Source organism: Stutzerimonas sp. Brlt_14 (assembly GCF_051948915.1).
Lineage (GTDB): Bacteria > Pseudomonadota > Gammaproteobacteria > Pseudomonadales > Pseudomonadaceae > Stutzerimonas > Stutzerimonas stutzeri.
Genome location: NZ_JAYJLM010000002.1, coordinates 391,691 through 410,598, shown reverse-complemented (window position 1 = coordinate 410,598; position 18,908 = coordinate 391,691). Strand labels below are relative to the sequence as shown.

The window sequence follows — 18,908 nt, the reverse complement described above, 5'->3', positions numbered from 1 at the left end:
GGCGAAGCTGCCCGGCGCCTCATCTCAGCGAGTTTGCCTGCCGTTCGTTCCCGCGGCAGCCAGAGTACAGGGAAAAACCCTTACCATATCAATGATATGTGAATGGTCACGGTGAATTTCCGATGCTTTCTGCCGTCAAGCGCTACAGGTCCCTGGTCGCCGGGGTGCTGAAGCGCTGCTTTCCACGCACCTCGGCCCATCTGCGCGACGAGGACGAGCTGCTGTTCCGTCGCTGGGGGCATGGGCCGGACAAGGCGCAACCGCAGTCCACGGGCAAGCGCAGTGGCAAGGCCCAGGGCAAGCCCAGGGGCGCCAAGGGCAAGGCCAAGCCGAAGTCGGCAGCCAAGGCGGACGCCAAGGAAGGCGGCCCCGCCAAACCCCGGCGAGCGGCTGCGCAGGGCATCTACCCGGCGGCCGCGCTGAAGGTGGACGAGGGCCAGGTTCGTGCCATGCGCGAGCGTGTCGAGCAGGCGGTGGCAGCCGGTATCGTCAGCGCGCCGTCGGAGGAACAGTGGGCGATGATCCTGGGGCGCAGCCCGCTGACGCGCATCTTTGCCGGCGCCGGTTCAGGCAAGTCGACCACCTTGCTGCTGCGCGTGGTATTCATGCTCTGCCACCTGGGCATCGAGCCGGGACGGCTGACGGTGATCTCCTTCACCAATGCCTCCTGTGGGCAGCTGCGCGAGCAGCTGCTGCGGGTCCTGGCGTTCTGGCAGTTCCCGTTCGACGAGCGCCAGGCGCGCCAGTGCGTGCGCACCTTCCACTCGGCCATGGCACAGCTGGCGCGCGAAGTGCTCGGCACGGCGCGGTGGTTCGAGCAGCTGGACGACAAGGCTGCCGCGGGCGACGAGCCGGACAACCCGCTGGCGAATGCACGGTTGCGTCCGGCACAACAGCGCCTGCTCAAGCAGGCCTACCAGCGTTGCTATGCCGAGCAGCCGGATTTTCGCGAGCAGGTGCACCGGCTGCTCGATCTGCCCGGGCCGGCGGTCGAGCCTGCCAAGGGCAGGCGTGCCGCGCCAAAGGCGCCGGAGAAGCCCTTCAGCCTGGCCGGCGAGTTCGCGGCATTGCCGTTGTACGAGGCGTTTCACGTGCAGGCCGGATTCATCGAGAGCATCGGCCTGCGCATCGATCGCCTGCAGCCGTCCGGACTCGAATGCACATCCCGCGAGCGCCAGTTCATCGAGGCACTGATCGCGTTCCACGGCTGTTTCCAGGCGGTGCTGCGCGAGCAAGGTCTGCAGACCTTCAACGCCGCGTTCCAGCAGCTCGGCGAGCGCCTGACCGCCGCTGACGGCGTACCGCCGGCGAGCCTCGCACCGTTCCAGCACCTGCTGATCGACGAGTTTCAGGACATCTCGCCGCAGATCGTCAAGTGGTTGCAGGCGCTGCATCGGCAGCTGGCCCGCCAGGGTTCGAGCCCGAGCCTGATGGCCATCGGTGACGACTGGCAGTCGATCTACGGCTGGCGCGGCAGTTCGCCGGAGCTGTTCATGGAGTTCGACCGGCACTTCCCGCGGCGTGGCGCCAAGGGCAGCGAAACGCTGCTGCTGGAAACCAACTACCGTTCCATCGAACCGGTGATTCGCGATGGCGAGGCGGTGCTGGCTGGTGTGCGCTTCAAACAGGCCAAGACCAGTCGGCCGAACCGGCCCATGCAACCGGGTGACCACGGCGTCCGGCTGGTCACCGGTTTCGAGCTGAACGGTGGGCTGGCACAACTGGTCGCCGAGATAAAGGCGCAATGCGCCCACGTCGTCGAGCGTGGCAGCCGCGAGCGCACCGCGGTGCTGCTGCTTGGCCGACGCAACGACACGCTGCGCGCCATCCAGGCCGAGCTGGATCGCAAGCTGCCGGTCAAGGCCTATACCATCCATCGCGCCAAGGGCCTGCAGGCGGAGGTCGCCATCGTCGTCGACGACTGCCTGCCACCGCAGCCGCACCCGCTGCGCAATGCGCTGTATGCGTACTGCGGGTTCTTTCGCAACAGCTATGACCAGGCGATGGCCGACGAGAGTCTGCGCCTGGCCTATGTGGCGATCACCCGCGGCGTCAGTCGGGTGCTCTGGTACACGCGCAAGGCGCAGGGCGCGACGGCACTGTTGCGACCGCGCGGCTAGCGCAGCAGCAGGGCAACGACCGTCAACCCCAGCAGCAGCGACAGGCCTTTCCAGAACAGCAGCGGGTTGCGTTCCAGCAAGGGTGGGCGAGTGCGGTTGAGCAGCGCCGGGTTGGGCTGGCGCAACTCGAAGACGAACTCGGACAGATCGGCGTAGCGCCGCCGTGGATCGGGATGCAGCGCCTTGGCCAGTACCTCGTCGACCCAAGCCGGGATCTCGCGCTGGGCGTCGCGTACCGAGCGGTAGTGCAGGCGCTTCTGCGCGGCCAGGGTGCGTGCCTTGCAGACATCGGTGCCATAGGGCAGGCGACCGCTGAGCAGCTGGTAGGCGATCACCGCGAGGGAGAACTGATCCGAACGCGGCGAGCCCGCCTCCCCAAGGAAATACTCCGGCGCGGTGTAGGCGGCGGTGCCGAGCAGCGCCTCCTGCGGATCCGGGGCCTGTTGGTCGGCGAGCCCGGCAACCCGTGTCGAGCCGAAGTCGATGATCTTCAGCGTGCCGGTGGCATCGATCAGCAGGTTCTGCGGGCGCAGGTCCTGATGCAGCATTTCCAGGCGGTGAAAGGCGCGCAGGCCGCGGGCGATCTGTTCGACGAAGCCGCGTACGGTGGTCAGGTCCGGCGTCGGGTGGTCGAGCATCCACTGCGCGAGCGTCTGCCCTTCGATGAATTCGCTGACCGTGTACAGGTAGTGCCGCCGGCGTGGCGGCGGGCAGGCCTTGACCACGTGAGGGTTGTCGATGCGCCGGGCGATCCATTCCTCGAGAAGGAAGCGCTCGAGATAGGCCGGGTCGCCACGCAGATCGAGCGACGGCGTCTTCAGCACCACCTGCGCGCCGCTCTTTTCGTCGACAGCCAGATGCACATGGCTGCGGCTGCTGGCATGCAGCTGGCGAACGATGCGGTAGCCGTCGAACTGCATGCGCGGCTCCAGCAGCGGCGGCAGGGCCAGTTCGCCGAGCTGGCGCTGCACGTCGTCGGCCGCTTGCTCGGGCAGGCTGTCGATGCGCACCAGCTGCACGGTGAGGTTGTCATCGCTGCCGTTGACCAGCGCCTGCTCGACCAGCTGCCTCGCTGCAGCGTCCAGGTCGTCGGCATGGGTCGCGATGATATCGGCCATCGCGCGCGGATCGAGGTGCTCGTACACGCCGTCGGTGGCGAGCAGGAACAGGTCGCCCAGTGCCAGCGGGAGGTTGCGGTAGTCGATTTCCAGATGCGGGTTGATGCCCAGGGCGCGGCCGAGATAGCTGGTTTCGGCGCTGACACGCACGCGGTGATCCTCGCTCAGCTGTTCGAGGGCGCCTTCACGCAAGCGATGGATGCGCGCATCGCCGATGTGGAACAGGTGCGCGCTGCCGCCCTTGAGCACCAGCGCACTGAAGGTGCAGACATAGCCGCGGTCGCGGTCATAGCGGTAAGGGCCTTGGCGGGTCTGCGCATGCAACCAGGAGTTGACTGCCACCAGCACGCGCTGCGCCGACTGTTTCACCGACCAGGCGTCGGAGGTGCAGAAGTAGTCGGAGAGAAAGCTCGCCACCGCGGTTTCGCTGGCGATATGGCTGACCTCGCTGCTGCTGATGCCATCGGCCAGTGCGATGGCGATGCCCTTGCTGGCGAGCTGCGCGTCGGTGGGAATGCAGGCGCCGTGAAAGTCCTGATTGAGCGGCTTGCGTCCGGCATCCGAATGCTGGCCGAGGGAGATGACGAGTTGGCTGGGCATCTTCGATCTGCACGAAAGCCCCGGACGCCAATGCGCAACCGGGGCTCTCGGCCGCACTCCCGATCAGTAGACGCTGCGCTTGGGCGCGGTGCGTACGTGGGTGGTGTAGAGCGTGAGGCCGGTGAAGGCCAGGCCGCCCACCAGGTTACCCAGCGCGGTGGGGATCTCGTTCCAGACCATGTAGTCCATGACCGAGAAGTCGCCGCCCATGATCATCGCCGAGGGGAACAGGAACATGTTCACCACCGAATGCTCGAAGCCCATGAAGAAGAACAGCATGATCGGCATCCACATGGCGATGACCTTGCCGCTGACCGAGGTGGAGATCATCGCGCCGACCACGCCCATCGAAACCATCCAGTTGCACAGCATGCCGCGCAGGAAGATGGTCGCCCAGCCCGCCGCGCCGAACTCGGCGTAGCCCAGCGTGCGATCCTCTCCGATGTGCGAGATCTTCTCGCCGATAGGTCCGGGTTCGGTGGAAAAGCCCATGGTGAAGACGAAGGCCATCATGAAGGCCACCACCAGCGCGCCGCCGAAGTTGCCGAGAAACACCCAGCCCCAGTTGCGCAGGATGCCGCCCACGGTCACGCCCGGGCGGCGGTCCAGCAGCGCCAGCGGCGTCAGCATGAAGACCCCGGTGAGCAGGTCGAAACCCATCAGGTAGAGCATTACGAAGCCCACCGGAAACAGCATGGCACCCACCAGCGGCGAGCCGGTCTGCACGGTCACCGCGACCGCGAACACCGCGGCAAGAGCCAGGATCGCGCCGGCCATGAAGCCGCGGATCAGGGTGTCGCGGGTGGACATGAAGATCTTCGATTCGCCGGCGTCCACCATCTTGGTGACGAACTCGGAAGGGATGATGTAGGACATGTCGGTCTCTCTGAATGGCAGTAGGGGGCCAGGCCCGCGACGGCGGCCGCGGGGCGCTGGCTGAGCGATGTGGGTGGCTGGCGAGTCGGGTCAGCTTCGCGGTCAAGGCCGCTCCCGCAGGATCGCTGCGGTGTGCAAGGGACGTTGCCCGGGCAACGGGCGGCGATCAGCCCGCGGCGATCTGTACCTCGTCGCCGATCAGGCGCACCGGCCAGACCTGCAGGCGCTGCTCCGGGTACTCCAGGCAGCTGCCATCGGCCAGGCGGAAGTGCTGCTTGTACAGCGGCGAGGCGATCACCAGTTCGCCCTTGAGACTGCCGACGATGCCGCGGCCGATGACGTTGGCGCCAGACTTGGGGTCGCGGTTCTCGATGGCGAACAGCTGCTCGCCGTCGGCGTTGTCAGGCAGGTGGAACAGCGCCACCTGGGCGCCATCGTGCCAGGCCACCACACCGGAATTGGCGACCAGATCGGCACGGCTGCACAGCGTCTGCCAGGCCGCCTGCGCGTTGGAGCGGGAGTCAAGACGAACGATGTTGGACTGGCTCATCAGAGCACCTCCTGGGTAAGTGGGATCAGGTGAAGTTCGCTGGCGCGCACCGGCCGACGCTGGCCACGCTCCTTGACGAAGTGGATGTCCGGGTCGGCGCGCCCGTCGTTGACGAAGGTGCGGAAGCGCTTGAGCTTCTCCGGATCGGAGATGGCGTTGGCCCATTCGCACTGGTAGCTGTCGACCACGTGCTGCATCTGGCTCTCCAGCTCGGCGGCGAGGTTCAGGCTGTCGTCGAGGATGACGTCCTTCAGGTAGTCCAGGCCGCCTTCCAGGCTTTCGCGCCAGACCGAGGTACGCTGCAGCTTGTCGGCGGTGCGCACGTAGAACATCAAGACGCGGTCGATGATGCGGATCAGCGTTTCGTCATCGAGATCGGTGGCGAACAATTCGGCATGCCGCGGGCGCATGCCGCCGTTGCCGCAGATGTAGAGGTTCCAGCCTTTGTCGGTGGCGATCACACCGATGTCCTTGCTCTGCGCCTCGGCGCATTCGCGGGTACAACCCGATACGGCGAACTTGATCTTGTGCGGCGCACGCAGGCCCTTGTAGCGGTCCTCCAGGCGCAGCGCCATGCCGACGCTGTCCTGCACACCGTAGCGGCACCAGGTGCTGCCGACGCAGGACTTCACTGTGCGCAGGCTCTTGCCGTAGGCGTGGCCGGTTTCGAAGCCGGCGGCGATCAGCTCGCCCCAGATGTCCGGCAGTTCGTGCAACTGAGCGCCGAACAGGTCGATGCGCTGGCCGCCAGTGATCTTGGTGTAGAGGTCGTATTTCTTCGCCACCTGGCCGATGGCGATCAGCCCCTCGGGGGTGATCTCACCACCCGGGATGCGCGGCACCACCGAGTAGGTGCCGTTCTTCTGCATGTTGGCCATGAAGGTGTCGTTGGTGTCCTGCAGCGGAATCAGCGCCGGATCGGTGATCGGCTGGTTCCAGCACGAGGCCAGGATCGAACCCACCGTCGGCTTGCAGATGTCGCAACCGACATGGCCGCGGCCGTGCTTGGCCAGCAGTTCGGCGAAGCTCTGGATGCCCTCGACGCGGACGATGCCGTAGAGCTCCTGGCGGGTGTAGGCGAAGTGTTCGCAGAGGCTCTTGTCCACCGCCACGCCGCGCGCCGCCAGTTCGGCGTCGAACACCAGCTTGAGCAGGGCATTGCAACCGCCGCAGCCGGTGGCCGCCTTGGTTGCGGCCTTGAGCTCGCCGAGGTCGGTGACGCCAGCGTCGACCTGGCAGCACACCGCGCCCTTGCTGACGTTGTGGCAGGAACAGATGGTCGCGCTGGCCGGCAGGGCGTCCGGACCAAGCGTCGGCGCGCCCTCGGTCTGCGGCAGGATCAGGCCGGACGGATCGGCCGGCAGCTTGATGCCGTTCTGCGCGTACTGCAGCAGGGTGTCGTAGTAGCTGTTGTCGCCTACCAGCACGGCGCCCAGCACGCGCTTGCCATCGGCGGAGACGATCAGGCGACGGTAGCTGGCGCTGGCCTCGTCGATGAAACGGTAGCTCCGGCTGCCCGGGGTCGCGCCATGGGCGTCACCGATGGAGCCGACATCCACGCCGAGCAGCTTGAGCTTGGTCGACATGTCGGCACCGAGGAAGGGCGTGTGCGCTGCGTCGGCCAGTTGCGCGGCAACGCAGCGGGCCATGCTGTAGCCCGGGGCGACCAGGCCGAACACGCTGCCGTTCCAGCTGGCGCATTCGCCGATGGCGAAGATCACCGGGTCCGAGGTACGGCATTCACTGTCGACTACCACGCCGCCGCGTGCCGCCAGTTCCAGGTCGCAGTCACGGGCCAGGGCGTCCTGCGGGCGAATGCCCGCGGAGAAGACGATCAGGTCGGTTTCAAGAAATTCGCCGTCCTGGAAGACCATGCGGTAGGCGTATTGCTCGCCGACGATGATTTCCTGGGTGGCACGCGACAGGTGCACGCCGACACCCAGCGCCTCGATGCGCGCCTTCAGCGCTGCGCCGCCGGCATCGTCCAGCTGCACCGGCATCAGCCGCGGGGCGAATTCCACCACATGGGCTTCCAGCCCCAGCGACTTCAGCGCATTGGCTGCTTCCAGGCCGAGCAGGCCTCCGCCGACCACCACACCGCGGCGTGCGCCGGTTGCGGCCGCGCGAATGCCGTCGAGATCCTCGAGGGTGCGGTAGACCAGCCGCGAGTTGCCTTCGGCACCGGGAATCGGCGGCACGAAGGGGTAGGAGCCGGTGGCCAGGATCAGCTTGTCGTAGGGCTGGCGGCCGTTGCCGGTGACCACTTCCTTGCGCTCGCGGTCGATCTCCAGCACCTGCTCGCCCAGGTGGGCCTGTACGCCGTGGCGGCTGTAGTAGTCGGCTTCGCACATCGCCAACGACTCGGCATCGCGGCCGCCGAAGTACTCGGACAGGTGTACGCGATCGTAGGCGCGCTGGCGCTCCTCGCCGAACACGTGCACGTCGTAGCGGGCGAGGGCGTCCTGTTCGATCAGCTGTTCGATGCAGTGATGCCCGACCATGCCGTTGCCGACGATGACCAATGTCTCGTGCTTGAGCGGGGTGACGGTTGAACTCATAGCCTTTCCTCTCGAGCGGCTGCGGCACGCGGCCGGCAAAACGCAAAAAGGCGCCTGGAGCTGGGGTCAGCTCCAGGCGCCTTTGCCTGGTTTCAAAAATGTTGTGGGGGTGATTGGCCTGGCGTCGTTGCCTGGTTCACCCGGTCCCGTGCCTGCTGGCGGGCGGTCGTCGCTGACCGCCTGGGACGTGCTGCCGTGCTGGCAGCTGTTGCAAGGGAATTAGCAGGTTGCGTGCCAGCTATGCCGGGGCACCGCTGCAGCCCCCGGCCGGCGGGCCTGCGCGGGCTTGTCCGCCGCCGGCCGCGCGAGGCGGTTGAACCACTTCGGTGCGAAAAGGGCTGTGCGCTCACTGCTTTGGGGCGATTCGCGCGACGGTCAGCCGCCGAAAGCCTCGCGAACCAGCTGCGGCAAGGCCTGGCCGGCGGGCAGCGCGAGCAGGTGTTCGTGCGCACTCTGCGGCGCCTCGCCCTGTGGGTTGATATGCACCAGCGTGGCGCCGGCGGCCCGCGCCAGATGTGGCACTTCAGCGGCGGGATAGACAACCCCTGAGGTACCGACCGACAGCAGCAGGTCGCACGCCTGGGCAGCGGCGAACGCGGCGCGCAACGCATCGCCCGGCAGGCTCTCGCCGAACCAGACCACGCCGGGCCGCAGGCGTCCGCCGCAGTGGTGGCAGCGCGGCGGTTCGAGACGACGTCCGGCTTCGGGTTCGTCCGGTGCGGGCAGCGGCTCGGCCGGCTCACGGGCGCAGGCGAAGCAGCGTGGCCGGTGCAGGCTGCCGTGCAGATGGATCACCTCGCGGCTGCCGGCACGTTCGTGCAGGTCGTCGACGTTCTGCGTGATCAGCGTCAGCTGCGGCACATGGCCGGCGAGCTCGGCGATGGCCATGTGCGCGGGGTTCGGCCGGGCCTGGAGAACCTTCATCCGGCGCCACTCGTACCAGCCCCAGACCAGAGCCGGGTCGTGACGAAAGGCGTCGGCAGTGGCCAGTTCGCCCGGATCGAAACGCTCCCACAAGCCGGTGAGCGCATCGCGAAAGGTCGGGATGCCGCTCTCGGCGGAGACACCGGCACCGGTGAACACCACGACATGGCGCGCCGAACGCAGGGCGCTGAGCAGGGAAGAGGGGATCACGGGCGGCTCCGGTGGCTGGCTGGTCGGACATCAATAGCACCGTGTGACGGGCTTGCCAAAGGTTGCGCTGCACCGATTGCGGGGCGGGTGGCTACCGTCCGGCTGCTCGCTGGGCCCATCTGTCACCTACTTGACGGGCGTCAAAGCCGCCTGGCTCCGCTCCCGGATGATGCCGAGTACGCGAGATTCGGGGGTGGGAGGCGCTTATGCTTGGCTCAGTGACCTGGGACGAGGCCTTGGTACAACGTTACGGACAGTTCGGGCAGCTGCACTGCAGCTATCCGGCTGCGGTCGATTTCAGCGACCGTGTCGCACCGCTGGACCTGTTGCGCGCCCTGCGCGAAAGTCGCCGCGGCGGACGGCCGCTCTCCCTCTCCATTCATCAGCCGGACGGCGCCGGCCTGCAGCCCGACGCCGCGGCGGCTTACCTGCAGCGGCTCGAACGCGAGATCGAGCAGCTCGGCTGTCACGCCGGGCCACTGCAGGCGGTCGAACAGCTGCGCCTGAGCGTCGGCACCCTCGGTATCGAGGCGCTGCGCCGCCTGCTCAGCCAGCTCAAGCGCCGCTTCGCCTTCGTCGAACCCCATGCCGGCAGTTTCCTGGCCGAGGTGGAGCTGGCCCATGTCGACTGGCCGCTGATCGGTGCGCTGCACGAGCTGGGCTTCAATCAGCTCAGCGTCGCGGTACCGGACCTGCGCGCCGACGATGGCGGCACGGTGGAGTACTTCCGCAGCTCGGCCCGCATCCGCGCGGTGATCGAGGCGGCACATGCGCTGCACTATCGCTCGGTGAACCTGGACCTCGGCTACGGTCGCTCCTGGCAGACCCCGTCGAGCTTCGCCCGGAAGCTGGCTTCGATCATCGAGCTCGCGCCCGATCAGGTCACCATGTTCGATTACCGTGACGCCGTGCCGGCCGGTGTCGGCCGCCCCGGCCTCGCGTCGCCGACCGACACCCTGGCGATGTACCGGCACGGGGTGGAGCAGTTGAGCGCTGCGGGCTACCGCTACATCGGCCTGGGCAAGTTCGTGCTGCCGCATGACGACCTGGCCATGGCCCAGGAGATCGGCGCGCTGCACCATGACTTCTGCGGCTACAGCCTGCATGGCGACTGCGACCACCTGGGCTTCGGCGTCGGCGCCGTCAGCCGGGTGGGCGGCCTGTTCTGCCAGAACGCCGATCGCGTGCCGGCCTACCAGCGGGCGCTCGATCAGGGCCAGCTGCCCTGCGTTCGCGGCCTGCATGCCAATCACATCGATCCGTTGCACCGCCTGCTGCTCGAGCGCCTGCTCTGCACCTTCGCGCTGGATTTCGACGTCCTGAGCCTGCAAAGCGGCGTCGATGTGCGTCAGCGCTATGCGCAGCACTGGCCGGCGCTGCGCCAGCTGCACGCCGATGGTGTGATCGTGCTGGACGACAGCGGGCTGCGGGTTCCAGCGCAGGCGCGGTTGCTGGTCGCGGCAGTCTGCGCGGCCTTCGAGCAGCCTGGCGCGGTGACCATCGGCCACTCGGCCGGTAACACCGCGCGGCGCTGAGGGCCGTTACAGGGCGAAGCGACCACCCAGGCTGCCGAGGCGGCCGGCCAGCTCGTGCAGCTGGCGACCGCCGCTGTCCAGCGCGCTGGCATCCCCGGCGTTGCGCTCGGCCACTTGCTGCACGCTCTGCAGGTGACGGCCCATGTCCGCCGAAACGGCAGTCTGCTCGTGAGTGGCCGCGGCGATCATCTCGTTCATCTGACTGATGGCTTCGATCTCATTGGCGATGGCGTCGAGCAGGGCGGTGGTGTCCTGGCTGCTGCTGACGCAACGGGCAACGCTGGCGCGGCTGTCGTGCATCGCTTCGGTGGCCTGGCGACTGCCCTGCTGCAGTCGGCTGATGATGCCCTGGATTTCGCTGGTGGAGGCGGCAGTCTTGCGCGCCAGGCTGCGCACCTCGTCGGCCACCACGGCGAACCCGCGCCCCTGTTCGCCGGCGCGCGCCGCCTCGATGGCAGCGTTGAGGGCCAGCAGGTTGGTCTGTTCGGCGATGTTGCGGATCACTTCCAGCACGCGATCGATCTGCTCCGCTTGTGCCGCCAGATCCTGCACCACGCGGTCGGTACCCTCGACATGTTCGGCCAGGGTGCCGATCTCGTTGCGCACGCCGCTGACCGCCAGGCGACCGTCACCGGCCTTGCGACTCGCACCCTGTGCGGCCTGGGCGGCGCGATCGGCATGGCCGGCGACGTCGTCGATGGCCACCGTCATCTGTTGCATCGCCTCGACCATATAGGCGGTTTCGTCCAGTTGGCGGCTGGCGCCCTCGCGCAGCTGGCGTGTCGCCGTGCTCAGGTTGGCCGCGGTGCCGTCCAGGCCTGCAGTGTCGCGCACCACCGCGCCGACCAGTTCGCCGAGCTGGTCCAGCATATGATTGAAGCGCTGGGTGACCGGGCCACTGGCGCGGCTGCGGCAGCTCAGGTCGATGCGCTCGGGATGCGCGGTGATGGCGGCAGCGGCGCCGAGCAGGGCTTCGCCTTCGCGGGCTTCGGCATTGGCGCGGATCGCCAGGTAGATGAGGATGGCGCTTTCCAGTACCACGTAGAAGGCATGCAGGAACACCACGCCCCAGGTTCCGTCCGGCACCAGATAGACGCCCGCGCCCTGTTGCTGCAGGGCGAAGAAGCTCAGGTGATGCACCGCGATGGTGGCGGCCGCGACGACGATCGGTAGCCAGTCGCGGTAGTACACCAGGAATGCCAGCAGGGCGAAGATGCCGAAATGCATTTCCAGCAGACCATGGGCCTGGTTGATCTGCAGTGCGGCCAGCACCATGAACGCGGCACCGATCAGGCAGCGCAACAGACGCTGGCCAGGAATCAGCAGGTACAGCGCGGTCATCGAGATGGCGGTCAGCCCGCCGATGACCAGCGCCTGTGCCCAGTTGCCATAGAACGCCGCGATCCCGCAGGAATAGGCCAGCAGAAACCAGATCACGCCGAGCATGATGCGGTCGGCCTTGAGGTAGTGCGCTTGCAGCGTGACGCTATCGGTGCTCATGGGTGACTCCGGATGATGTGCAGTCTGGTTATCGGCAGCCGAGGCGCCGAATTACCCGACATAGAGGGGTTTCCGACGAGTGCCCGGTTTACCCAGCAGCAGCTGTGCGGTGCCGATGGCGCGCTCGAGAAAGCCGCCTTCGCAGTAGCACAGGTAGAACTCCCACAGGCGGTAGAACTGCTCGTCGTAACCGTGGCGCTCCAGCTCGCCGCGCGCCTGGCGGAAGTTCTCGTGCCACAGGCGCAGGGTGCGCGCGTAGTGCTCGCCGAAGTCCTCCATGTGCAGCAGGTTCAGATCGGTGTGCTGCGTGGCGACATCGAGCATGCGCTGCAGCGAGGGCAGGGCGCCGCCGGGAAAGATGTAGCGCTGGATAAAATCGACATTGCGCCGCGCCTGCTCGTAACGCTGGTCGCGGATGGTGATCGCCTGCAGCAGCATCAGGCCGTCGTCCTTGAGCAGCCGCGCGCACTGGCGGAAGTAGCCTGGCAGAAAGTCATGCCCCACGGCCTCGACCATCTCGATGGAAACCAGCTTGTCGAATCGTCCTTCGAGATCGCGGTAGTCCTTGAGCAGCAGCGTGATGCGGTCCTGCAGACCCTCTTCCTCGATGCGCCTTTGGGTATAGGCGAACTGCTCGTGCGACAGCGTCGAGGTGGTCACCCGGCAGCCATGGTGGATCGCGGCATACAGCGCCATGCTGCCCCAGCCGGTACCGATCTCCAGCAAATGATCGTCGGCTTGCAGATCGAGCTGCGCGCAGATGCGCTCCAGCTTGTGCAGCTGGGCCTGCTCCAGGCTCTGCTCGGGCGTGGCGAACATGGCCGCCGAGTACATCATGGTCGGATCGAGGAAGCGCTCGAACAGCTCGTTGCCCAGGTCGTAATGCGCGGCGATATTGCGCTGCGAACTGGCGCGGGTGTTGCGGTTGAGCCAGTGCAGCGCCTTGATCACCGGCTGGCCGAACAGCGCCAGCGCGCCGCGCTCGATGCTGTCCAGCACATCCAGGTTGGCAACGAACAGGCGGATCACGGCGGTCAGGTCAGGGCTGGTCCAGTAACCATGGATGTACGCCTCGCCCGCGCCGATGGAGCCGCGTGCGGCCACCAATCCCCAGAGACCGGCGTCGAGCACATGGATCTCGGCCTTCAGCGGGCTTGCCAGGTCACCGAACAGCTGCTGCTGATCCCCGTGGTGCAGCGTCAGTTGACCGTGACGCAGCTTGTACAGCTGATGCAGCACGGTGCGGCGCAGCAGGCCGGCGGCCAGTCCCATCCCGGCCAGCGGGTGGGCTTTGACGGTCAGGCTAGGGCTCTTCATGGCGGCCTCCTGTGGAGTGGGTAACGGCCAACCCGAACGGCTTCGTCGGGGGCCGATGGTTGAAGATCGGCGTGCGCTTGAGCAGCAGGCGCAGCGCCTGCCAATAGATGGCGAGCAGGGTCTTGGCGGTCATCCAGGGGAAACCGAACAGATAGCGATGCACGGCGCCGCGGCCAAGCGGCTGGCGTTCCAGGCCGAGGGTGGCGTCGAACAGCTTCTGTTCGCCCTGCCAGTCCTCCATGTGCACGCCGATGCGCCGGCCCGGCGGGTTGAAGCGCATGCGGTACTCCAGGGCCTCCGGCAGGAACGGCGAGACGTGGAAGGTCTTGGCCACGCTGCAGCGCAGACTGCGGTTGCCGTTGGCCGGCAGTACGTAGTGATAACGCTCTCGCCAGGGCGTGTTGCTCACCTCGCAGAGCACCGCGGCGAGCTGCTCCTGTTCATCGAAGCAATAGAAGAAACTGACCGGGTTGAAGCACAAGCCCCAGCTGCGCGGCTGGGTCAGCAGGCGCACCGCGCCGGTGACCGGTCGACCCAGCGCTTCGCTCACGCGTTTGCGCACGGCATCGGCCAGTGCGATGCCCTGTCCGGTGTACTCCGGCAGGTAGTCGCGCTCGCGGAAGGAGAAGGGGGCGAAGCGCCCACGGCCACTTAGCGGTGAAAGGCCGAGCACCGCATCCTGCTCGGCCAGGTCCAGATAGAGCAGCCCCATGCGGTAGCTGAACGCATGGGCGCGCGGCGCGAAACGCCGGTGCTGCACCCAGCCGCGGTACAGCGCGCTGTGTACGATGGCGCCGTTCACAGCGCGGCTCCGAAGGCTGCGGCGACGCGCAGGGCACTGACCACGCCGTCCTCATGGAAGCCGTTGCCCCAGTAGGCGCCGCAGAAGTAGCTGTGGTTGGCACCCTGCAGCTCTTCGGCGCGGGCCTGGGCGGCGACGCCGGCAAGGCTGTACTGCGGATGGGCGTAGGTGAAGCGCGCGAGAATCTGCTCCGGATCGATGGCGTCGGTCTGGTTGAGGCTGACGCAGAAAGTCTGTGGCGCGTCGATACCCTGCAGGATGTTCATGTTGTAGGTGACGGCTGCCGGCTGCTGGCTCGGTCCGCCGAGACGGTAGTTCCAGCTGGCCCAGGCACGCGGGCGCCTGGGCAGCAGGCGGATATCGGTGTGCAGCACCACGTCGTTACCGGCGTAGCCGATGGCGCCGAGGATGTCGCGTTCCGCCTGGCTCGGCTGTGCCAGCAGGCGCAGCGCCTGGTCGCTGTGGCAGGCGAAGATCACCTTGTCGAAACGCTCGGCACCGGCCGGGCTCTGGATCGTCACGCCATGCTCGTCGCGCAGCACCTCGAACACCGGACAGTTGAGGCGGATATGCTGGCTGAAGCCCTTGGTCAGCGGTGACACGTATGCGCTCGATCCGCCCTCGACCACGTACCACTGCGGGCGGTCGTTCACCGACAGCAGCCCGTGGTTCTTGCAGAAGCGGATGAAGAACTCCAGCGGAAACTCCAGCATGTCGGCCGGCGACATCGACCAGATCGCCGCACCCATGGGCACGATGTAGTGATCGATGAAGCGCTGGTTGTAGCGACCGAGTCGGAGGTAGCTGCCAAGGGTGACCTGAGGGGTGATGCGACCGTTGTGGTAGTCGTCCAGCGCCTCGCGATTGAAGCGCAGGATGTCGCGCAGCATGCCCCAGAAGGGGGGCGAGAGCAGGTTGCTGCGCTGAGCGAACAGGGTGTTGAGGCTGTGCCCGTTGTATTCCAGGTCCCGCTGGGGGTCGCAGACCGAGAAGCTCATCTCGGTGGGCTTGTAGCGGACTCCGAGCTGGCCCAGCAGCTTGATGAAGTTGGGGTAGGTCCAGTCGTTGAAGACGATGAAGCCGGTGTCCACCGCGTAGTCGCGTCCGTGCAGGCGCACGTCCACCGTATGAGTGTGGCCGCCGATCCAGCTGGCCGACTCGAACACGGTGACGGCGTGCTGGCGGGCCAGCAGATGCGCACAGGTGAGACCGGCAATACCGCTGCCGATGATGGCGATCTTCATGGTTATCCTTCCTTGAGAGGCGTGCGCGCCAGTCGCCGACCGAGGGCGAACTGCAGGCGCGCGGGCAGGTGCGAGAACAGGCGCAGCACGGCGATGAACGGTGCGGGAAAGGCGATGTGCAGCGGGCGGCGTTCCAGGCGCCGGGCGATCTGTCGTGCAGCCTTGTCCACCGGCCAGCGCATGGGCATGGGAAAGTCGTTGCGACGGGTCAGCGGTGTATCTACGACCCCTGGGCTGACCAGCGTGACGTCGATGCCTTCGCCAGCCAGGTCCAGACGCAGCGATTCGAGCAGGTAGCGCAGCGCGGCCTTCGAGGCGCCGTAGGCTCCGGCGCGCGGCAGCGGCAGCCAGGTCACCGAGCTGCCGATGCCGACCAGATGCGGGCGCACCCCCTGCCGCAGCAGGGGCAGTGCAGCCTCGATGCAATGGCCGGCGGACAACAGGTTGGTCTGCACGACCCGCTGCAGCAGGGCCGCCTCGAAATGCCGGGCGTCGATGTACTCGCAGCTGCCGGCATTGAGGATCACGCTGTCCAGCGCGCCCCAGTGCGACTCGATCGCCGCGCCGATGGCACGTACCTGTTCGCTGTCGGTGAGGTCGCCAGGCAGTGCCAGTACCCGCCCCGGATAGCGTCGGGCAAACGCCAGCAGCGGCTCGGCGCGACGTGCCGATAGCGCCAGACAATGCCCCTCGGCCAGCAGCAGACGTGTCAGTTCGAGGCCGATGCCGCTGCTGGCACCGGTCAGCCAGATCCGTCGCGAGAGATTCATGCCAGTCTCCGCTGCAGCCAGCGGATCGCCGAGCCGAGCAGCGGCACGTGCTGGTAGAGCAGCGCGCCGGCATCGAAATAGTCGCGATGTCGCTCCACCTTGCCGTCGGCGTTCCAGCGCAACAGCGAGCACCCTTCCAGGCTGATCAGCTGGCCGCGATTGAGGCGCGGGTGGCGAAAGCTCATCAGCCAGCGCAGGTAGCCCTGTCCCTCGCACACCTGGTCGTGGCTGATGAACTCGAAATTCAGCTGCTCGACGTTGGCGTACAGTTCGGCGAAATAACGCTGCAGTTCAATCAGGCCGACCACCTCGTGCAGCGGGTCGGTGAAATGCACGTCATCGCTGTAGAGCTCGCCCAGGCGCTCCAGCTTGTCGGCATCCAGACTGGCGAACTCGGCCGCGAAGCGATGCAGAAAGCTGCTCATGGCCGGACGTCCGGCAGGTTGCGGAAGGCGTCCAGGGCTCGCGCGCGGCTTTCCCCGAGGTCGATGATCGGTGCCGGGTAATCGGCCTTGCCGAACAGGCTGCGCTGCGCGGACGGGTTGTGTATCTCGCGCTTGCCCAGTCCCTGCAGTTCCGGCAGCCAGCGGCGCAGGAACTGGCCGTCCGGGTCGAAGCGCTGTGACTGACTGATGGGGTTGAACAGGCGGAAGTAGGGCACCGAGTCGGTTCCGGTGGACGCGCTCCACTGCCAGCCGCCGTTGTTGGCGGCCAGATCGCCGTCGATCAGGTGGCGCATGAACCAGCGCTCGCCCTCGCGCCAGTCGATCAGCAGGTTCTTGCTGAGGAACATGGCCGTGACCATGCGCAGGCGGTTGTGCATCCAGCCGGTTTCCCGCAGCTGCCGCATCGCCGCATCGATGATCGGAAAACCGGTGCGGCCCTCTTGCCAGGCCTGCAGCTCGTCGGTCGCGCGGCGCCACGGCAGCGCTTCGGTCTCGGCGCGGAAGGCGCGGTGCATCGAGACCCGCGGATAGCCGACCAGGATGTGCTTGTAGAACTCACGCCAGAGCAGCTCGTTGATCCAGGTGGTGGCGCCGGCGCTCCCGCTGTCCAGCTCGCCGCGGTTGCTTGCCACGGCCGCGTGCAGACACTGGCGGATGGAGATGACACCAGCCGCGAGATAAGCCGACAGCTGACTGGTGCCGGGTTCGGCCGGCAGATCGCGGCGTTGGTGGTACTGCTGCAGATCGTCTTCGATGAATGCCGCCAGGCGGTGCTGGGCGAAGGTTTCGCCGGCGGGCCACAGCGTGCGCAGGTAGTTGCTCGGCCGATCGAAGCCGCGCACCTCGTCCGGCGGCACGTCGCTGGCGACGGTCATGGGTTGCTGCGGGGCCGGTGGCGCGACGCACGCCGGCAGCGACATCGCCAGGCGTGCAAGGCAGGCGCGGCGGAACTGACCGAACACCTTGAAGTAGCCACCCGACTGGGTGAGCACGCTACCCGGCGCGAACAGCAGCTGGTCGAGATAGCCGCGCACGTCGATGCCGGCGGCCCGCAGCCGGGCGGCAACGGCATGGTCACGGCGCTGCTCGTTGACGCCGTATTCGTCGTTGTAGTGCAGGCGCTGCACGGCCAGCTCCTGGCAGAGCTTGAGCAAAGCGTCGGGTGCGGCCTGCCATTCCTCTACGTCGCGAATCAGCAGCGGCACATTGAGCGCCTGCAGCCGGCCCGCCAGCTCGACGAGGTTGCGTAGCCAGAAGTCCACCTTGCAGGCGGCATCGTCATGGGCGAGCCACTGGCCGGGCGTGATCAGGTAGACCGCGACGGTAGGGCCGGCGGCCATGGCAGACGCCAGGGCGGTGTTGTCGCTCGTGCGCAGATCGCTGCGCAGCCAGATCAGCTGCGTCATGCGGCACCTCCCTCGCTGCCGGGCAACAGGCCGGCGTGCTGCAGGCACTGCAGGGCGCTCAGCGGATCGTGGGCCAGTGTCAGGCCACGCTGGCCCTGCAGCACCGGCGCGTGGATGTGCACGGCCGGGCCGGTCATGAACAGCGGTGCGCCGCTCTGTTCGAGCAGGCGCGGCAGGTCTCGCTGCAGGCAAAGGCCCGGCAGGCTGTTGCTGGCATACAGCAGGACGGCGCGCGGCCGAATGCGTTCGCCGGCCAGACTCAGCTCGTTGAGCGGTACCGGCCATTCGATGACTTCCACCGGGCAGTCGGTGCTGGAGACCAGCCAGGCGCTCAGCCAGAGGCCGGGCGTGAAGCTGTCCTGGTCGAGATTGACCAGCAGCAACGGGCGGCCTGCCTGCTGGCGATTGTTGAAATAGATGCGGCTGCCCAGCTTGCTGCGCAGCCAGGAGTGGAACAGCACGCGCTCCAGCGATGCGCCGTACTGGCCCTGCCAGCGACGCTCCAGGGCTTCGAGCAGCGGCTGCAGCAGGTGCTGGAAAAGCGTGCGCGGCGGGTAAAGGGCGACCGCGCGGTTGAAGGTGTCATCCAGCTGCCGTTCGCTGAAGCGATCGATCGCCTGCAAGAGCTCGTCGAGCAGTGCAGACCACTGATTCTGCTGCGGCAGCTCCGGCGGCGTGCTGGTGCCGAGCAGTGTCCTGATCTGGCTGACCGCCACGCCGCGATTGAGCCAGGTGACGATGTCACGGATGCGCTCGATGTGGGTGTCGTCGTACAGCCGGTGCCCCTTGGCCGTGCGCAGCGGCACGATAAGCCCGTAGCGGCGCTCCCAGGCGCGCAGGGTCACGGCGTTTACGCCGGTGATGCGGGCCACTTCGCGGATGGGCAGCAGGCCGTCGGCGGTCAGCTGCGCCAGGTCCGTTGGTTCGATCAT

15 protein-coding genes are annotated in these 18,908 nt (G+C 67.1%); 2 read left to right on the top strand and 13 right to left on the bottom strand.

Annotated features, from left to right (window positions below; genetic code table 11):
• Positions 1 to 122 precede the first annotated feature (122 nt).
• Complete coding sequence (locus VF716_RS05790; RefSeq protein WP_020306302.1) at positions 123 to 2,120, top strand: ATP-dependent helicase; 1,998 nt, start codon at positions 123 to 125, stop codon at positions 2,118 to 2,120.
• Here the strand turns inward: VF716_RS05790 and VF716_RS05785 are convergent.
• The 5 genes from VF716_RS05785 to VF716_RS05765 all read right to left on the bottom strand — a co-directional run bounded on the left by VF716_RS05785 (position 2,117) and on the right by VF716_RS05765 (position 8,956).
• Entirely contained in the window at positions 2,117 to 3,838 is a 1,722-nt protein-coding gene (locus tag VF716_RS05785; RefSeq protein WP_020306303.1) for a bifunctional protein-serine/threonine kinase/phosphatase, read from the bottom strand. The genes VF716_RS05790 and VF716_RS05785 overlap by 4 nt on opposite strands.
• 63 nt (positions 3,839 to 3,901) lie before the next feature.
• Positions 3,902 to 4,714 (bottom strand): formate/nitrite transporter family protein, encoded by an 813-nt coding sequence (locus VF716_RS05780; RefSeq protein WP_011913097.1) that lies wholly within the window; start codon positions 4,712 to 4,714, stop codon positions 3,902 to 3,904.
• Positions 4,715 to 4,880: 166 nt separating this feature from the next.
• Positions 4,881 to 5,264, bottom strand: a complete 384-nt coding sequence (nirD, locus tag VF716_RS05775; RefSeq protein WP_440552190.1) for a nitrite reductase small subunit NirD — start codon at positions 5,262 to 5,264, stop codon at positions 4,881 to 4,883.
• Entirely contained in the window at positions 5,264 to 7,822 is a 2,559-nt protein-coding gene (nirB, locus tag VF716_RS05770; RefSeq protein WP_440552187.1) for a nitrite reductase large subunit NirB, read from the bottom strand. The genes nirD and nirB overlap by 1 nt, the downstream gene beginning before the upstream one ends.
• Positions 7,823 to 8,197: 375 nt before the next feature.
• Positions 8,198 to 8,956 (bottom strand): SIR2 family NAD-dependent protein deacylase, encoded by a 759-nt coding sequence (locus tag VF716_RS05765; RefSeq protein ID WP_440552184.1) that lies wholly within the window; start codon positions 8,954 to 8,956, stop codon positions 8,198 to 8,200.
• 206 nt (positions 8,957 to 9,162) lie between these two features.
• On the opposite strand from VF716_RS05765, the gene VF716_RS05760 reads away from it, so the two are divergent.
• Positions 9,163 to 10,491 carry a coproporphyrinogen III oxidase gene (locus VF716_RS05760; protein ID WP_234493289.1) on the top strand — a complete coding sequence of 443 codons (1,329 nt, stop codon included), beginning with the start codon at positions 9,163 to 9,165 and terminating at the stop codon, positions 10,489 to 10,491.
• A 6-nt stretch (positions 10,492 to 10,497) separates the two neighbouring features.
• On the opposite strand, the gene VF716_RS05755 is transcribed toward VF716_RS05760, so the two are convergent.
• Genes VF716_RS05755 through VF716_RS05720 form a run of 8 tightly spaced genes read right to left on the bottom strand, consistent with a single transcriptional unit; the run spans position 10,498 to position 18,908 of the window.
• On the bottom strand, positions 10,498 to 11,991 hold the full coding sequence (locus VF716_RS05755; protein WP_440552180.1) for a methyl-accepting chemotaxis protein: 1,494 nt from the start codon (positions 11,989 to 11,991) through the stop codon (positions 10,498 to 10,500).
• Positions 11,992 to 12,042: 51 nt separating this feature from the next.
• Entirely contained in the window at positions 12,043 to 13,308 is a 1,266-nt protein-coding gene (locus tag VF716_RS05750) for a class I SAM-dependent methyltransferase (RefSeq protein ID WP_440552177.1), read from the bottom strand.
• Positions 13,295 to 14,110 (bottom strand): DUF1365 domain-containing protein, encoded by an 816-nt coding sequence (locus tag VF716_RS05745; RefSeq protein ID WP_234493292.1) that lies wholly within the window; start codon positions 14,108 to 14,110, stop codon positions 13,295 to 13,297. Before VF716_RS05745 ends, VF716_RS05750 begins: the two co-directional genes overlap by 14 nt.
• Entirely contained in the window at positions 14,107 to 15,354 is a 1,248-nt protein-coding gene (locus tag VF716_RS05740; RefSeq protein WP_234493293.1) for an NAD(P)/FAD-dependent oxidoreductase, read from the bottom strand. The genes VF716_RS05745 and VF716_RS05740 overlap by 4 nt, the downstream gene beginning before the upstream one ends.
• 2 nt (positions 15,355 to 15,356) lie before the next feature.
• A complete protein-coding gene (locus tag VF716_RS05735) occupies positions 15,357 to 16,124 on the bottom strand; it encodes an SDR family NAD(P)-dependent oxidoreductase (RefSeq protein WP_279643573.1) in 768 nt (255 codons plus the stop codon).
• Entirely contained in the window at positions 16,121 to 16,549 is a 429-nt protein-coding gene (locus VF716_RS05730; protein ID WP_125842598.1) for a nuclear transport factor 2 family protein, read from the bottom strand. The genes VF716_RS05735 and VF716_RS05730 overlap by 4 nt, the downstream gene beginning before the upstream one ends.
• The gene (gene phrB, locus VF716_RS05725) at positions 16,546 to 17,976 is read right to left on the bottom strand and encodes a deoxyribodipyrimidine photo-lyase (RefSeq protein WP_125851338.1); all 1,431 of its coding nucleotides are present in this window, start codon (positions 17,974 to 17,976) and stop codon (positions 16,546 to 16,548) included. Before phrB ends, VF716_RS05730 begins: the two co-directional genes overlap by 4 nt.
• Positions 17,973 to 18,908, bottom strand: a complete 936-nt coding sequence (locus tag VF716_RS05720; RefSeq protein ID WP_181090891.1) for a MerR family transcriptional regulator — start codon at positions 18,906 to 18,908, stop codon at positions 17,973 to 17,975. The genes phrB and VF716_RS05720 overlap by 4 nt, the downstream gene beginning before the upstream one ends.

Coding starts and splice junctions, on each gene's coding strand:
- VF716_RS05790 (WP_020306302.1), top strand. CDS start 123: ATGCTTTCTGCCGTCAAGCGCTACAGGTCCCTGGTCGCCGGGGTGCTG.
- VF716_RS05785 (WP_020306303.1), bottom strand. CDS start 3,838: ATGCCCAGCCAACTCGTCATCTCCCTCGGCCAGCATTCGGATGCCGGA.
- VF716_RS05780 (WP_011913097.1), bottom strand. CDS start 4,714: ATGTCCTACATCATCCCTTCCGAGTTCGTCACCAAGATGGTGGACGCC.
- nirD (WP_440552190.1), bottom strand. CDS start 5,264: ATGAGCCAGTCCAACATCGTTCGTCTTGACTCCCGCTCCAACGCGCAG.
- nirB (WP_440552187.1), bottom strand. CDS start 7,822: ATGAGTTCAACCGTCACCCCGCTCAAGCACGAGACATTGGTCATCGTC.
- VF716_RS05760 (WP_234493289.1), top strand. CDS start 9,163: ATGCTTGGCTCAGTGACCTGGGACGAGGCCTTGGTACAACGTTACGGA.
- VF716_RS05755 (WP_440552180.1), bottom strand. CDS start 11,991: ATGAGCACCGATAGCGTCACGCTGCAAGCGCACTACCTCAAGGCCGAC.
- VF716_RS05750 (WP_440552177.1), bottom strand. CDS start 13,308: ATGAAGAGCCCTAGCCTGACCGTCAAAGCCCACCCGCTGGCCGGGATG.
- VF716_RS05740 (WP_234493293.1), bottom strand. CDS start 15,354: ATGAAGATCGCCATCATCGGCAGCGGTATTGCCGGTCTCACCTGTGCG.
- VF716_RS05735 (WP_279643573.1), bottom strand. CDS start 16,124: ATGAATCTCTCGCGACGGATCTGGCTGACCGGTGCCAGCAGCGGCATC.
- VF716_RS05730 (WP_125842598.1), bottom strand. CDS start 16,549: ATGAGCAGCTTTCTGCATCGCTTCGCGGCCGAGTTCGCCAGTCTGGAT.
- phrB (WP_125851338.1), bottom strand. CDS start 17,976: ATGACGCAGCTGATCTGGCTGCGCAGCGATCTGCGCACGAGCGACAAC.
- VF716_RS05720 (WP_181090891.1), bottom strand. CDS start 18,908: ATGATCGAACCAACGGACCTGGCGCAGCTGACCGCCGACGGCCTGCTG.